Origin of the sequence: Paraburkholderia domus (assembly GCF_905220705.1) — a bacterium.
Classification (GTDB): Bacteria; Pseudomonadota; Gammaproteobacteria; order Burkholderiales; family Burkholderiaceae; genus Paraburkholderia; species Paraburkholderia domus.
The window spans coordinates 256,858-272,668 of sequence record NZ_CAJNAT010000002.1 but is presented as its reverse complement, the minus strand read 5'-3'; the positions used below and the strand labels follow the sequence as shown (position 1 = coordinate 272,668).

The 15,811-nt window shown below is 61.5% G+C and carries 12 protein-coding genes; 7 read left to right on the top strand and 5 right to left on the bottom strand.

What is annotated here, in order from left to right:
* Position 1 precedes the first annotated feature (1 nt).
* Both KHO31_RS06375 and KHO31_RS06370 read left to right on the top strand, forming a co-directional pair.
* On the top strand, positions 2 to 1,351 hold the full coding sequence (locus KHO31_RS06375; RefSeq protein WP_054039512.1) for an ATP-binding protein: 1,350 nt from the start codon (positions 2 to 4) through the stop codon (positions 1,349 to 1,351).
* 190 nt (positions 1,352 to 1,541) lie between these two features.
* Positions 1,542 to 2,090, top strand: a complete 549-nt coding sequence (locus tag KHO31_RS06370; RefSeq protein WP_201082645.1) for a peroxiredoxin — start codon at positions 1,542 to 1,544, stop codon at positions 2,088 to 2,090.
* Positions 2,091 to 2,554: 464 nt separating this feature from the next.
* On the opposite strand, the gene ispF is transcribed toward KHO31_RS06370, so the two are convergent.
* Complete coding sequence (ispF, locus tag KHO31_RS06365; RefSeq protein WP_211622908.1) at positions 2,555 to 3,034, bottom strand: 2-C-methyl-D-erythritol 2,4-cyclodiphosphate synthase; 480 nt, start codon at positions 3,032 to 3,034, stop codon at positions 2,555 to 2,557.
* Between the two features lie 45 nt (positions 3,035 to 3,079).
* On the bottom strand, positions 3,080 to 3,796 hold the full coding sequence (ispD, locus tag KHO31_RS06360) for a 2-C-methyl-D-erythritol 4-phosphate cytidylyltransferase (protein ID WP_201082641.1): 717 nt from the start codon (positions 3,794 to 3,796) through the stop codon (positions 3,080 to 3,082).
* 121 nt (positions 3,797 to 3,917) lie between these two features.
* Here ispD and mfd point away from each other — a divergent pair, with 121 nt between their 5' ends.
* From mfd to mscL, 4 genes are all read left to right on the top strand, one after another.
* Entirely contained in the window at positions 3,918 to 7,400 is a 3,483-nt protein-coding gene (gene mfd, locus KHO31_RS06355) for a transcription-repair coupling factor (protein ID WP_201082639.1), read from the top strand.
* A gap of 181 nt (positions 7,401 to 7,581) precedes the next feature.
* Positions 7,582 to 8,826: an acetylornithine deacetylase gene (argE, locus tag KHO31_RS06350; protein ID WP_201082637.1), complete on the top strand. Its 1,245-nt coding sequence runs from the start codon at positions 7,582 to 7,584 to the stop codon at positions 8,824 to 8,826.
* Between the two features lie 83 nt (positions 8,827 to 8,909).
* The gene (locus tag KHO31_RS06345) at positions 8,910 to 9,944 is read left to right on the top strand and encodes a threonine/serine dehydratase (protein ID WP_201082635.1); all 1,035 of its coding nucleotides are present in this window, start codon (positions 8,910 to 8,912) and stop codon (positions 9,942 to 9,944) included.
* 87 nt (positions 9,945 to 10,031) lie between these two features.
* Positions 10,032 to 10,478: a large conductance mechanosensitive channel protein MscL gene (gene mscL / locus KHO31_RS06340; protein WP_201082633.1), complete on the top strand. Its 447-nt coding sequence runs from the start codon at positions 10,032 to 10,034 to the stop codon at positions 10,476 to 10,478.
* Positions 10,479 to 10,615: 137 nt separating this feature from the next.
* Here the strand turns inward: mscL and KHO31_RS06335 are convergent, their stop codons facing one another.
* From KHO31_RS06335 to KHO31_RS06325, 3 genes are all read right to left on the bottom strand, one after another.
* Positions 10,616 to 12,589, bottom strand: coding sequence for a hybrid sensor histidine kinase/response regulator (locus tag KHO31_RS06335; protein WP_201082631.1), 1,974 nt, complete (start codon positions 12,587 to 12,589; stop codon positions 10,616 to 10,618).
* Positions 12,590 to 12,668: 79 nt separating this feature from the next.
* A complete protein-coding gene (locus KHO31_RS06330) occupies positions 12,669 to 13,148 on the bottom strand; it encodes a response regulator (RefSeq protein ID WP_201085711.1) in 480 nt (159 codons plus the stop codon).
* Positions 13,149 to 13,227: 79 nt separating this feature from the next.
* Positions 13,228 to 14,838: a sensor histidine kinase gene (locus KHO31_RS06325; RefSeq protein WP_201085710.1), complete on the bottom strand. Its 1,611-nt coding sequence runs from the start codon at positions 14,836 to 14,838 to the stop codon at positions 13,228 to 13,230.
* A gap of 391 nt (positions 14,839 to 15,229) precedes the next feature.
* Between KHO31_RS06325 and KHO31_RS06320 the strand changes: the two genes are divergently transcribed.
* Complete coding sequence (locus KHO31_RS06320) at positions 15,230 to 15,724, top strand: hypothetical protein (RefSeq protein WP_201082626.1); 495 nt, start codon at positions 15,230 to 15,232, stop codon at positions 15,722 to 15,724.
* Positions 15,725 to 15,811: the final 87 nt, after the last annotated feature.

Below are 15,811 nucleotides of genomic sequence, written 5' to 3'. Positions count from 1 at the left end.
CATGCGGATCGACCGGCGCCTCCTGACGCTCGCGTTCGGTGGCCTTTTCTGGCGGACCTTTCTGTTGATCGCGCTGTTGATCGCAGTCAGTCTCGCCGCGTGGTTCCAGAGCTTTCGGGTGATCGAACGCGAGCCGCGCGCACAGCGCGTGGCTTTGCAGCTGGTCGCCATCGTCAAGCTCACGCGCACCGCGCTCCTCTATTCCGATCCCGACCTGCGGCGCGCACTGCTGCAGGATCTGGAGAGCAATGAAGGGGTGCGCGTGTACCCGCGCGAAACCACCGACAAGTACAAACTACAGCCCGACGAGTCACTGAACCGGCTGATCGAACACGACATTCGCGGCCGCCTCGGCGACGACACGGTCATTGCACAGAGTGTCAACGACATCCCCGGCGTCTGGATCAGCTTCAAGATCGACGACGACGATTACTGGGTGGCGCTCGACCGCGATCAACTGGACAACGCGACGGGCTTGCAATGGGCCGGCTGGGGCGTGTTCGCGCTGGCGCTATCGCTGTTCGGCGCGGCGTTCATCACAAGTCTCGTGAACCGTCCGTTCGCCCGGCTCGCCATGGCCGCGCGCAAGGTCGGCTCCGGCCAGTCACCGGAGCCGCTGCCTGAGCGCGGCATGGGCGTGGCCGCCGAAACCAATCGCAGCTTCAACCAGATGGTGCAGGACCTCGAACAACTCGAGGCCGACCGCGCGCTGATGCTCGCCGGTATTTCGCACGATCTGCGCACGCCGCTCGCGCGCCTGCGGCTCGAAACCGAAATGAGCCCGTCCGACCAGGCGACCAAAGATGCGATGGTCGACGACATCGAGCAGATGGACATGATCATCGGCCGGTTCCTCGATTACGCTCGTCCGGTACAGCGCGTGCCGGAGCCTGTCGACCTCTCGGTGATCGCAGGCGAGCTTGCCGCGCGGATGCAGAGCGAAGACAGCATGCGCCTGATCACGCGCCTCGCGCCCTCAGCGGTGATTGAAGCGGATGAAACCGATATGCGGCGCGTGGTCGGCAATCTGCTGGAAAACGCGCGCAAGTACGGCTTGAGCGACGGCGACGGCATACCGCATGTGATTCTGGAAACGCGGGTATCCCACTCGCGGGTCGAGTTATCGGTTGTCGATGAAGGGCCCGGCATTCCTGAAGACCAACTGGCACTTGTCACACGGCCGTTTTATCGTGTGAATTCAGCGCGCACCCAGGCAAACGGCACGGGCCTTGGCATGGCCATTGTGCAGCGGCTGGTAGGCCGTTATCGTGGCGCGCTGCGCCTGCGCAATCGCACGCCAGGCCCGGGTCTCGAGGTGACGATCGAGTTTCCGCTGGCAAAAGGCGCCTGACCGGACGAGCATTGCGCCGCCCCTGCGAATGTCGACCGCGTTATTAAATCGCGGCCACTCATAACACTATAAAAACTATCGAACCGATGACCCTATAGCATCAAAGGAAAAGTGTAAGGTACTCATTGCGACGGGCTGATAGCGTCGGGCTTCAACAGGCTGTTTTTCGATCACACGAAGGAGCATTCGCATGAAAACCGTCGGCGATAAACTCGAAGCGTTCACCGTTACTGCAGCCAAGCCCGGTTTCAACCATCATGAAGAAAACGGCGTGTCGGCGTTCGAAGAGATCACCGAACAGTCGTTTCCCGGCAAGTGGAAGGTTATCTATTTCTACCCGAAGGATTTCACGTTTGTGTGCCCGACGGAAATCATCGAATTTGGCAGGCTGGCCAAGGATTTCGAAGAGCGCGACGCGGTGCTGCTTGGCGGCAGCGTGGACAACGAGTTCGTCAAACTGGCATGGCGCCGGGAGCACAAGGATCTGAACAAGCTGAACCACTATTCGTTCGGCGACGTGAAGGGCGAGTTGATCGACCAGCTCGGCGTACGCGACAAGGAAGCTGGCGTGGCGCTACGCGCAACGTTCATCGTCGATCCGGACAACACGATTCAACACGTTTCTGTAAACAACCTGAATGTTGGTCGTAACCCGGAGGAAGTGCTGCGTCTTCTCGACGCTCTGCAAACGGGCGAAGAGTGTCCTTGCAACCGCGAGGTCGGCGGCGCAACCCTGTGAGCCGTGCCGTCAAAAACCCGCTGCGCCTGAAAAAGGCAGCGGGTTTTTTTATCGACAACCCGATGGAAGATGCCAAAAAATTCGGTCTTTAATTAAGGTCAAGCTGCCTGACTACGCGAAGTATATTCGACTGAATCAAGTACGACAGGATCGCAAAACGCAGTGGCGAATTTCATGAAGTACCGCGTCGGCGCGCGGAGCGCCGCCGGAAGAATGACTGCCTTGTCATTCACGCAAAATGTGCGAGAACACAGATTCCAGATGCACCACTACCGCAACTGCGCGAGGGACCCGCTTAAGAATTAGCGGGTTGAGCCGCTTTCTTTGCTTATCTTTCTTTGCGGCGGCAAAGAAAGTAAGTGCTCCCCGCATAGGGGCAACGCTAATAGACCACTAACAATTCAAGGAAAGGCCAACGCCGTAGGCAAACAGACAAAAGCGCCACAACGGCAAAAAACCCACCCTCAATTCTTGATCAACAAAACCACAGCCTGCGCCTCAATCCCCTCCCCACGCCCGAGATAACCCAACTTCTCATTAGTCTTAGCCTTAACATTAACCCGCTCAACCGGCAGGTCAAGATCCGCAGCGATATTCACCCGCATCCCTTCGATATGCGTTGCCAGCTTGGGAGCCTGCGCAACCACACTGCTATCCACATTAGCAATAGAAAATCCGGCAGCTTTAACGCGAGCAAAACACTCACGCAATAAAACCCGACTATCCGCGCCAGCGAATTTAGCATCCGTATCGGAGAAATGCCGCCCAATATCCCCCATCGCGGCCGCGCCAAAAATAGCATCAGTAATCGCATGCAGCAGCACATCCGCATCGGAATGCCCGAGCAGCCCGCGCTCATACGGAATCGTCACGCCACCAATAATCAACGGACGTCCCGGCACCAGCGCATGCACGTCATAACCCTGCCCAATTCTGAAATTCATATGCGTCAAGTCCTCAAGCCCATTCATTAAAATTTGATTATCCAGTCAGGAAGCCGAAGACGGCCGGCACAAAATCGCCTCGGCCAGATCAAAGTCTTCCGGATAAGTGACCTTGAAGTTACGCAAACTCCCCTGCACTAACCTGGGCGCGTGCCCCAGCCACTCGATCGCGCTCGCTTCGTCGGTCAGATCGTGACCGTCCGCCTGCGCGCGCAGAATCGCCTCGCGCAACATACCAATGCGGAACATCTGCGGCGTCTGCGCTTGCCATAAGCCGTCGCGCGCCTCGGTACGGGCGATCCGGCCGTCGGACGAACCTGAATCGATCCGCTTCAAGGTATCTGCCACCGGCAACGCCATGATGCCGCCCACGGCGTCGTCCTTCAGCGCGCCGATCAGCGTGCGGATCAAGCCAGGTGTAATGCCAGGCCGAGCCGCGTCGTGCACCAGCACCCAGTCGTCGTCATGCGCGCCGAACTCGGCCAGCGCGTGCAACCCGTTCAGCACCGACGCCTGGCGCGAGGCCCCGCCCGAGCGGCGCACGGCGAAACGCAAGCCGCTGAAGCGGCGCGCGTCGAAGTGCTGGTCGTCCGGGGCAATCACCACAAGGGTTTGCGCAAATTCGCTGCAGGCGTCGAAAGCTGCCAGCGAGTAATGCAACATGTCGCGGCCGGCGACAGTGCGATATTGTTTGGGCATCGCGGCGCCGGAACGGCTGCCGGTACCAGCGCACGGAATCAGGGCAAATAGGCGGGAAGTCACGAGTGCGGATGCCGCGAGGTCAAAGTAAAGGACGGATTTTATAATAGGTCCTTCGCATCTACGCCCTGACACGCGTAAACTTGCCGATCACGTGTGAGCCTGAGGCCGCCTTTTCTCTTCTATGCCAGACATCGCCGCAACATCGCAGTACTCCCCGCCCGTCGCGCTCGTCAAGGCCGGCCAGCGTTTTGCCTTCGACGGCACGCACGGCTCGTCCGACGCGCTGCTGATCGCCCGCTACCATCTCGCGTATCGTGAGAAGGTGCCGCTTTTGGCGGTTGTCTGCGAAAGCGCCGTCGACGCGCAGCGGCTATCGCAGGAAATCGGCTTTTTCGCGCCCGAGGCACGCGTGCGTTTGCTGCCCGACTGGGAAACGCTGCCTTACGATACTTTTTCGCCGCACCAGGATCTGGTCTCCGAGCGCCTCGCCACGCTGCACGATCTCGGCGAAGGCCGCTGCGACATCCTGCTGGTGCCCGCCACCACCGCCCTGTACCGGATGCCGCCTGCCTCGTTCATGGCGGGCTACACGTTCGCCTTCTCGCAAGGCGAGCGCCTGGACGAAGCCAGACTCAAAGCGCAATTGACGCTCGCCGGCTACGAACACGTGAGCCAGGTGGTGCGGCCTGGCGAATACTGTGTGCGTGGCTCGCTGCTCGACCTGTATCCGATGGGCTCGCCCCTGCCGTACCGGATCGATCTGTTCGACGATCAGGTCGACTCGATCCGCGCATTCGATCCGGACACCCAGCGCAGCCTCTATCCGGTGAAGGACGTGCGCCTCTTGCCCGGCCGCGAATTCCCCTTCGACGAAGCCGCGCGCACGGCCTTCCGCAGCCGCTGGCGCGAGACCTTCGAAGGCGATCCGAGCCGCGCGTCGATTTATAAGGACATCGGCAACGGCGTGCCGTCGGCGGGCATCGAATACTATCTGCCGCTCTTCTTCGACGAGACGGCGACGCTGTTCCACTACCTGCCCGAAGGTGCGCAACTGGCGTTCGTCGGCGATCTGGACGCGGCGATCAAACGCTTCACCAACGACACCAGGCAGCGCTACAACTTCCTGTCGCATGATCGCGACCGGCCGATTCTGGAGCCGCAGCGCCTGTTCCTCTCGGACGAGGATTTCTTCACGTTCGCCAAGCCGTTCGCGCGGCTCGTGCTGCCCGCCAACGCGGGGGGTGGCTGGTCAACCCCGCTGCCCAATCTTGCGATCGACCGTCACGCGGAAGATCCGGTGGCGGCGTTGCGCACCTATCTCGACACCACGCCGAACCGTGTGCTGTTCGCCACGGAATCGGCAGGCCGGCGCGAAACGCTGTTGCAACTGCTCGCCGACAATCACCTGAAGCCGGTATCGAGCGACAGCTTCCAGGACTGGCTCACGAGCAACGAACGTTTTTCGCTTGGCGTCGCGCCTTTAGCCAACGGTTTTGCAGTGCCCGTCGACGGCATCGCGATCATCACCGAGACGGAGCTTTACGGCCCGCTCGCGCGCCGCGCAGGACGGCGCCGCCAGGAACAGGCGAGCAACGTCGATTCGATGGTGCGCGATCTGTCCGAACTGAAGATCGGCGATCCGGTCGTGCATTCGCAGCACGGCATCGGCCGCTATATGGGCCTCGTCACAATGGACCTCGGCGAAGGCGAGACCGAGTTCCTGCACCTCGAATACGCGAGCGACAGCAAGCTCTACGTGCCAGTCGCGCAGTTGCACGTGATCTCGCGCTACAGCGGCGCCGATCCGGAAAGTGCGCCGCTGCATTCGCTCGGATCAGGTCAGTGGGAAAAGGCCAAGCGCAAAGCCGCGCAGCAGATCCGCGACACCGCGGCTGAGCTGCTGAACCTGTACGCCCGCCGCGCCCTGCGCGAAGGCCATGCATTCGCGCTCGAACCGAAAGACTATGTGAAGTTCGCCGAGAGTTTCGGCTTCGAGGAGACGCCGGACCAGGCCGCGGCCATCGCAGCGGTGATCGGCGACATGACGAGCGGCAAACCGATGGACCGTCTCGTGTGCGGCGACGTCGGCTTCGGCAAAACCGAAGTGGCATTGCGTGCGGCGTTCATAGCGGTGATGGGCGGCAAACAGGTTGCGCTGCTCTCGCCCACCACGCTGCTCGCCGAACAGCACACGCAAACCTTTACCGACCGATTCTCCGATTGGCCGGTGCGAATCGCCGAATTGTCGCGTTTCAAATCGACCAAGGAAGTCAACGCGGCGATCCAGCAGATCAACGAAGGCACGGTCGATATCGTGATCGGCACGCACAAGCTGCTGTCGTCGGATGTGCAGTTCAAGCGGCTGGGGCTCGTGATCATCGACGAGGAACATCGTTTCGGCGTGCGTCAGAAAGAGGCGTTGAAAGCGCTGCGCGCCGAAGTCGATGTGCTCACGCTCACTGCGACGCCGATCCCGCGTACGCTCGGCATGGCGCTCGAAGGCCTGCGCGATTTCTCGGTGATCGCCACCGCGCCGCAAAAGCGCCTCGCGATCAAAACCTTCGTGCGTCGCGAAGAAGACAGCGTGATTCGCGAAGCGATGCTGCGCGAGTTGAAACGTGGCGGCCAGGTGTACTTCCTGCATAACGAAGTCGAGACGATCGAAAACCGCCGGCAGATGCTCGAAGCGCTCGTGCCTGAAGCACGTATCGCCGTCGCGCATGGACAAATGCATGAGCGCGAACTCGAACGCGTGATGCGCGACTTCGTTGCGCAACGCGCGAACGTGCTGCTGTGTACGACGATTATCGAAACCGGCATCGACGTGCCGAGCGCCAATACGATCCTGATTCACCGCTCCGATAAGTTCGGCCTCGCGCAATTGCACCAGTTGCGTGGCCGCGTAGGCCGCTCGCATCACCAGGCGTACTCGTATCTGCTGGTGCATGACCCGCAAGGACTGACCAAGCAGGCGCAACGCCGTCTGGAAGCGATCCAGCAGATGGAGGAACTCGGTTCGGGCTTCTATCTCGCGATGCATGATCTCGAGATTCGCGGCACGGGCGAAGTGCTCGGCGACAAGCAATCGGGCGAGATTCAGGAGATCGGTTTCCAGCTCTATACCGACATGCTGAACGACGCCGTGAAGGCGCTCAAGGAAGGCAGGGAGCCGGACCTCACCGCACCGCTCGCCGCGACCACCGAGATCAATCTGCACGCGCCCGCGATTCTGCCTGCGGACTATTGCGGCGACGTGCAGGAACGTCTGTCTCTCTACAAGCGCCTCGCCAATTGCGAACACAACGATTCGATCGACGGCATTCAGGAAGAGTTGATCGACCGCTTCGGCAAGTTACCGCCGCAAGCGCATGCGCTCGTCGAGACACATCGTCTGCGGTTGGCCGCCAAGCCCTTGGGTATTTCGAAAATCGACGCGGGCGAAAGCGTAATCGGCTTGCAGTTCATCCCCAATCCGCCGATCGACGCGATGCGGATCATCGAGATGGTGCAGAAGCACAAGCACATCAAGCTCGCGGGACAGGACAAGTTGCGTATTGAAACGCGCAGTCCGGATCTGGCGGTGCGTGTGGCGACGGTGAAGGAAACTTTGCGCGCACTCGGAACGCCTAGCCGCGGCACGGCGACCACGGCTGCTGCGCGCTAAGGTGTCGTGCCGTTGCGTCCTGACGGGCCGGTATCGTGCCAGCACCGGCGCCGGCACGAGTAAAAAGCCGGGGTACGTCTAGCCGTTTCCCGTTCATGCTGCGGTGCGCAAACGCGCGCCGCAGCATACGCGTGAGGTTTTTTTGGGTATGATCGAAAGACTCAAATGCTGGAGTCTTGTCATGTCTCACGTCGCTGAAACAGCGCAGCCCTCGCAAACGCCCGCCTCTGAATCGGATTCTTCCTCGCCTGCAACGCTTCCCGCCTCGCTTCCCTGGGTGACCCGTCTCGTGTCGATGGACACGGTGAGCCGCAATCCCAACCTCGGTCTGATCGAAACCGTGCGCGACGAATTGCGCGCGGTCGGCATCGAAGCCACGCTCACCCACGACGAAAGCGGCAAATGGGCAAATCTGTTCGCAACGATTCCCGCCCACGACGGTGAGACCAACGGTGGCGTGGTGCTGTCGGGCCATACGGACGTCGTGCCCGTAGACGGTCAGCAATGGGACAGCGATCCGTTCAAGCCGGAAATTCGCGGCGATAAGCTGTACGGCCGCGGCACCTGCGACATGAAAGGCTTCATCGGCGCGGCGCTTTCGCTCGTGCCCGATATGCAGCGCACCAGGCTCGCCAAGCCGATTCACTTCGCCTTGTCATTCGACGAGGAAGTGGGTTGTGCCGGTGCGCCGCTCATGATTGCCGATCTGATGAAGCGTGGCGTGAAGCCGGACGGCTGCATCGTCGGCGAGCCGACCAGCATGCGCCCGATCGTGGCACACAAAGGCATCAACGCGTATGAGTGCTGCGTACGCGGGCAGGCCGCGCATTCGTCGCTCACGCCGAAGGGCTTGAACGCCATCGAATACGCCGCGCGCCTGATCTGCTACATCCGCGACATGGCCGATCAATTCCGCGAGCAAGGTCCGTTCGACGAACTGTATGACGTCCCCTTCACCACCTCGCAAACCAGCACGATTATCGGCGGCAACGCGATCAATACCGTGCCGGCCGAATGCAAGTTCCAGTTCGAATTCCGCAATCTGCCCACGCTCGACCCCGAACCGATCTTCGCGCGCATCGATCAATACGCACGCGAAACGCTGCTGCCGAAAATGTTGCGCGAGCACCCATCCGCCGCCATCGAAATCACGAAGATCGCCGCAGCGCCCGGCCTCGATTCGTCTGAACAAGCTGCGATCACCCAACTCGTGCGCGCGCTGACCGCAGACCAGGATAAGCGCAAGGTCGCCTACGGCACCGAAGCGGGGCTGTTTTCGCTGGCGGGCATTCCGAGCATTGTGTGTGGCCCGGGCGACATCCAGCAGGCGCACAAAGCCAATGAATTTGTCGCGCTGGACCAGCTCGTGGCGTGCGAACGCTTCCTGCAAAAATTCATCCACAGCATGTCGGTCGACGCCCGGTAGGGCGTCCCCTTGGGGCGCACGCGTACTGAAACCGACGAGCGAAAAAAAGTCTTAGGTATATCGAGGAAAAACACACCCACGCCATGTCAACCGCCACGCCGCAACACACCGACCATACGATCAACGGCGAGCCGATCCCCACACTCGACGACATCGCCACACAGCATTTTGCGTTGACACCGTGGGTGACGCGAACGCCGGTATTCGACCGGCTCGACTTTCCGTCGCTGGAAGGCACGGTCGTGAACTTCAAGTTCGAATTGCTGCAAGCGGGCGGCAGCTTCAAGGCGCGCGGCGCGTTTACCAACCTGCTCGCGCTCGACGAGGCGCAACGCAGCGCGGGTGTCACCTGTGTTTCGGGCGGCAATCACGCTGTGGCGGTCGCGTACGCCGCAATGCGCCTTGGCATCAGCGCGAAGGTTGTGCTGTTTCGCGCGGCCAATCCGGCACGCGTCGCCTTGTGCCGGCAATATCGCGCCGACATCGTGTTCGCGGAGAACATTGCCGAGGCATTTGAACTGGTGCGCCGTATCGAGGCAGAGGAAGGCCGGTACTTCGTGCACCCGTTCAACGGCTATCGCACCGTGCTGGGCTCGGCCACGCTCGGCTACGAATGGGCGACGCAAACGCCCGACCTCGAAGCGGTGATCGTGCCGATCGGCGGCGGCGGTCTTGCTGCCGGTGTGGCCACCGCCATGCGGCTCGCGAATCCGCGGGTGCACGTGTACGGCGTCGAACCGGAAGGATCGGATGCGATGGGCAAAAGCTTTGCCGCCAATCACACGATCAAGATGGGCCATATGCACACCATTGCCGATTCGCTGGCGTCGCCGCATACCGAGGAATACAGTTACGAGTTGTGCCGCCGTCATATCGACCAGCTCGTCACCGTATCCGACGACCAGTTGCGCGCGGCCATGCTGACCTTGTTCGGACAACTTAAGCTAGCTGTCGAACCGGCCTGCGCCGCAGCGACGGCGGCGCTGCTTGGACCACTGCGCGAAACGCTGCAAGGCAAACGCGTCGGCGTGCTGTTGTGCGGCACCAATACCGATCCGGTCAGTTTTGCCGCGCATATCGAACGGGCGCGCCATAGCCAGTCACAGGTTCCAGAATAAAGCCGATCCGCTCTTTCCGTGCCAAAAGACTAGCCTATCCTTCTCAGATTGGTATGATTCGATTATCGACTTCTGGGAGGAACGTATATGAGCATGATCAAGGAATTCAAGGAATTTGCCCTCAAAGGCAACGTAATGGATCTTGCCGTCGGGGTGATTATCGGCGGCGCATTTTCCACCATCGTCAATTCAATTGTTAAAGACCTGATCATGCCGGTTGTCGGCGTTGCCACCGGCGGCCTCGACTTCTCCAACAAGTTCGTTCGCCTCGGCGATATTCCCGCTAGCTTCAAAGGCAGTCCTGAGTCGTATAAAGACTTGCAGACGGCAGGCGTGGCAGTGTTCGGTTATGGCTCGTTTATCACGGTGGCCATCAACTTCGTGATTCTCGCGTTCATCATTTTCCTGATGGTCAAGTTCATCAATAATCTGCGCAAGCCGGCTGAAGCAGCGGCGGCAGAGCCGCCGACACCGGAAGAGGTTGTGCTGCTGCGTGAAATCCGCGATTCGCTGAAAAATCCATCGCTGCGTTAAGCCGCCTTAAGCCACATAAAGCGTTCGCGCTTGCACATTAGCCGGCGCAAGTAAAAAGGCCTGTCGCGAGAAAATCGCCACAGGCCTTTTTCATGCCACGTGCAAATTACGCCGCCTCAGTCGACGCCGCAAACACGCTAAGCGTCCTTCCCCGCCTTCAGATTCAGCGCACTTTCAATCATCGTCTCGAGCTGTCCAAAATTGACAGGCTTGGTCAGGTGCGAAGTAAAGCCCGCGCTCAGGCAACGGCGTACATCTTCGTCCGTACCGAAGCCGGTCAACGCCACCGCCGGCGCATCCGAATGCTCGCGGAACGCTTTGACGAAATCGAGACCGGTGCCGTCGGGCAAGCCCACATCGCTGATCACCAGATCGAACGTCTGCAACTGGGTGGCGGCCAAGGCATCGTCCACGCGGCCCACCGTGGTCACGTCGTGACCCAGGCCGCGAATCAGCTGCGCCATCACCTCGGCGGTATCCACGTGGTCCTCGATCAGCAGAATGGTCAGCAGGCCGTGAGGACGCACGTCGTCAGGCGCGGCAACGGGCGTTGATTCAAGAGGCGCGGCGGCGGTCGGCAGCGTAATCGTAAAGGTCGCGCCGCAGTGCGCGCCCGGACTCTGCGCGATCACCGTCCCGCCGTGCACATCGGTCAATGCCTTGGTGATCGCGAGACCCAGGCCCAAGCCGCCGAATTGCCGCGTCATGTTCTGATTGCCTTGCTCGAACGCGTTGAAAAGCTTGCCGATCTGCTCGGGCTCGATGCCGATGCCCGTGTCCTCGACCGATATCTGCACGTGCATGCGTTCGTCGTGCGTGCGCACGTAGATATGGCCGCCGTCAGGCGTGAACTTGGCGGCGTTGCGAATCAGGTTCCACAGCATCTGTTGCAGCCGTGCGCGGTCGGCGAGCACGTAATGGTGCTGCGCATTCTTGCTGACGTGCACGTCCTGCTGCTTGACCTGGATCTCGCTGCGAAACAGTTCGAGCACGCTGTCCATCACCTCGTGCACGTCGACGGTTTCAAGCGACAGACGCAGCTTGCCGTTCGCTACGCGCGTGAGATCGAGCAGATCGTCGATCAGCCGCGCTTCAAGCTCGACATTGCGACGGATCATGCGCACGCTCGCGCGCGCCTGATCGGGCAGATCCGGGATCATCTCCAGCACGCTGGCGCCCGCCAGCACGGGCGTGAGCGGCGTGCGCAATTCGTGCGACAGCATGGCGAGGAAGCGGTCTTTCGCACGATTGGCTTCTTCGGCGATCTGGCGGGCAGCCTGCGCCGAAGCGAGCAGCCGTTCGCGCTCCTCGATCGCCTCGCGCTGGGGATGAATGTCCGTGCAACTACCGAACCATTTGCTGACGTTGCCTTCGGCGTCGTGCATGGCGACCGCACGGATGTCGAACCACCGATAGGCGCCATCGTGGCGGCGAATCCGCAATTCGTGCCGGTAATCGCCGGCGCCGCCTGTCACCGCCTTGAGCCAGGTGCGGCGAATTTCTTCACGATCGTCGAGATGCACCGCGTCGAGCCACGCGAGGCCGTACGAACTGCTTTCCGCCAACCCCGTGTAGTCGAACCACTGTTTGGAAAGGAAATCGCAATCGCCCGCGGCGTCGCAAGTCAACACGAGGTGCGGCAAGGCTTCCGACAGTGTCCGGTAATGCTGCTCGCGGTCACGCAGCAGCAAGGCTTCGTCCGACGCCTTCTGCAAACGCACCTGCGAGCGTACCCGTTCGACGGCTTCGGGCAGGTAATCGAGGTAATCACCGGATTTCGGCACCACGTCGGACACGCCCGCACGCAACGCCTCGATCACGCGGGATTCGTCAGTGAAACCGGTGACGAGAATGGCGGGTATGCGCACGCCTTCCGCGCGCAAGCGACGAAAGAAGTCGAGGCCGGTCTCCGGCCCGCTGAGTTGGTAGTCGAGCACCAGCAGGTCTGGCGCACCCGCGGCGAGCCGCTCGCGGGCCGCCTCGACACCCGCGCAGATCGCCACCCGGCAGCCGGCGCGTTCGAGCGACTTGCGCGCGAGCCGCAAGATACCTTCGTCGTCATCGACGACAAGGACATACGCGGCGGGCTGCGTGGACACTTCTTCGGTCATGCGGGGTCTTCTCTGGCTAGGTCTGGTGTCGCTATCTTGTCATGGGCCGCTTTCGGAGCGCCTTCACACGAACCTTTCGTCACGGCGCGGTCAGCCGGTGTCCCGACGGCAGTTTGACCACCTGCAGGAAAAAGCCAAGGCGGCGCACCGCTTCGATGAACGCGTCGTATTCGACCGGCTTGGTGATATAGACGTTGCAACCGAGTTCATAGCAGCGCGTGATTTCGCGCGGATCGTCGGTCGTGGTCAGCACGATCACGGGCACCGCGGCTGTCTGCGGCGAATCCTTCAGACGCCGCAACACCTCGAAACCATCCACGCGCGGCATTTTCAGATCGAGCAGCACGACGAAATTCGTCAGATCTTCGCGAGGCGGATAAGGACTGGCGGCGGCGTCCACCGGCGCCGGGCCGAAGAAGTAGTCGAGTGCCTGCTGGCCGTCGCGAAAGCGCACGAATCCGTTTGAAATTCCGGCACGACGCAGATTTCGCTCGACCAGCGTGGCGTGGCCGTCGTCATCTTCGATCAGTACGATACTGACCGTTTCCCCTTGGTTCATTTGCTCCCCCGTGCTGGCGATCCGTTTTTCCATAGTGATTTTAACTATCCTCACCGTTTTCCCTGGTGCGTGTCCCGGCTCAATTGCGCGCAGGCTGTTCCGGCAACACGACGAAAAAGGTCGACCCCGCGCCTTCCGCCGACTCGACCCAAACGCGGCCGCCGTGCCGTTCCACCATGCGCCGCACCACCGCGAGGCCGATGCCCTCGCCGTTCGCAACGTCGCCGTGCAGACGCTGAAACGCGCGGAACACCTTCGACATATACGCCGCCGGAATCCCGAGACCGTTGTCGCGCACATAATAGGTGCGCGTACGCAACGCGCGCGGCTCGGTCTCGTCGACCGGTTCCGGGTCCAGCGCGCCGACCTCGATGCGCCCGCTGCGCGCCGGGTCGAGATAATTGAGCGCGTTACCGATCAGGTTGCTGAAAATCTGCTCGATCGCGCCCGGGTCGCCCCAGGCGGGCGGCAACTCGCGCACGGTGACCACCGCCGCATGCTGCCTGATCGCGCCCTGCAGTGCGTCGACCACGCGGCCCACCTCCCGTCCGACGCTCACCCGCTGCCACTGGTATTCGAGCCGGCCGGCGCGCGAAATCCGCAATAGCGCGTCGATGATCGCCGCCGCCCGCGTCACCGCGGTGCGTAGATATTGCAGAGATTCGCGCACGTCGCAGTCAAGGATATGCGCCATACGCCGATGTTCGGCCTCCGGCAGTTTCGCCGCCTCGACGATGCTGTCCAGCTCGTCGCACGACACCTGCAATTCTTTCGAAAAGCCTTGCAGATTCACCAGCGGTGAGCGCAGATCGTGCGACACGCTGTAGATAAACATTTCGTTGTCTTGCGTCTCCTGGCGCAGCTCCTCGTTGACGGCCGCCAATTCCCGTGCGCGTGTTTCGAGCCGCGCTTTCAGCAAGGCCTGGTCGCCTTCGGCCTCGCGCAGGCGCGCACCCGTCTGATGCAGCACCGCGTCGAGCGCGGCAATTTCGTCGTTGCCGGACAGCGGCGCGGCGAGCTGCCGGCCACTGCCCAGACGCTCGGCATTACCGGTCAACACCTCCAGGCGCCGCCCAATGCTCCGCGCAAACACCACGGCGGTGGCCGCCCAGATCAGCATCGAGCCCAACACGGCGGCGATCAGCGCGTATTGCTGGCGTTCGCGGCGCCGTGCCAGGGCCGCGCCGCGCTCGGTGTCGAGCCGCGCGGCCTCGTTGCTGAACTCGGCGAGCTGATCGCGAAACAGAGCAATCTGCTGGGGGAGCTCGCCCGTATCTTGCGCTGCAAACGAGTTCAGATTGCGTCCAGCGTGCAGCGCCCGCGAGATCGTGGCGGCCTGCAGGCGATACGCGTCAATCGCCTGTTGCATCTTGCGCACGCGCTCGACCTGTTGCGGCGTATCGGCCACCAGCGTTTCGAGATTCGAAAGCCGGTCGCCGAGATCGACCCATACGGTATGGCGGTCGATAAACGACGGATCGCCGACGACCATACCCGTGCGAACCCGCGCGGCCTGACGCAGCAGCGGATCGACAATGGCCGACGACTGATAGAGGATCTGCTTGCTGTTGCTGACCCACTGCGCGGCTTGCGCTGTTTGCTCCTGGGTATCGAAGACGACGCCCAGAAGCGCCAGCTCGACCACGCTCGGCACTGCAATCAGCAGCAGACCCTTGGTGAATAGTTTCATGTTCGCCCGAAGGGTCGATCAAGCCGCGGCGGCACGCCTCGTCCGCGCGCCTCGCCATGCGGGCCGGTTGTTGCGGTGCCGGACTGGCGGGCACGCCGCAGCGCGGCCGGACGGGCCATTATCGACGTGAATGTGAGATATTTCAACGTAGCGGCAAGATGCGCCCGCCCACATAAAAATGACTTTTTTATTGGTATGAGATGTTTTTTCAGCGGCGCGTGCGTCTATGATGGAAACAGATGTGCTGGGAAGCGAAAGCGCGCGGCGAGGCGGTTCGGCATGATTCGTGCGGGAGGCGGTGGGGCGGCGTAGACGTCGAATCACCGTGAATCCGGCCTTGTCGTATGCTATAAAAGATCGACGTGCGGCGCGCGAAGCCGGGAGTTGTCGCATGAGGACGCTGCGTTTCTTGCAATTCTTTTTCAGGCGAATTTTTATGTCCTTCCCGAAAAAGCGTAGGCGCGCGAAGGTGGACGGCGATGAGTCGTTCCTCGCGGTACTACGGCATTTCAAGCCGTTCGGCCAGCTCGACACCAAAATTGCGCGCGCTCGCGCGCAGGATGAGCCGGTGCTCTATGCACATGTCCTGCCCGGGCTCGACGTTCTCCTGTGCAGCGTACGAGGCGCACAGCCCCCCTATCCCGCCCCCGCCGAATTGCGGCGGCGTTGTATGGAATCCATTACCAATGCGTTGGAACAGCCGCTCGACGGGCTCGAGAACGGCGGGTATTGGTATGAAGCCGATGGGTTTGGGTTCCTGGTCTTTGCCAGCCGGGCCAGAGGCAAGATCCTTACGGAGTTCGGCGCCACCCGCGTTGGCAGCGCCCGCCGCGGGGTTCGCAGGCAGGATGCTGCGGGGGATGCCGCTCCGCGCTCGCTAAGATAGGCTCGCTCAGATAGTTCTCTTCTCTTCTTTATCGGCGCCGATGTCTCTAAGCACGCGGCGCCGATTCCCTGTTTTTCTCGTTCGCCC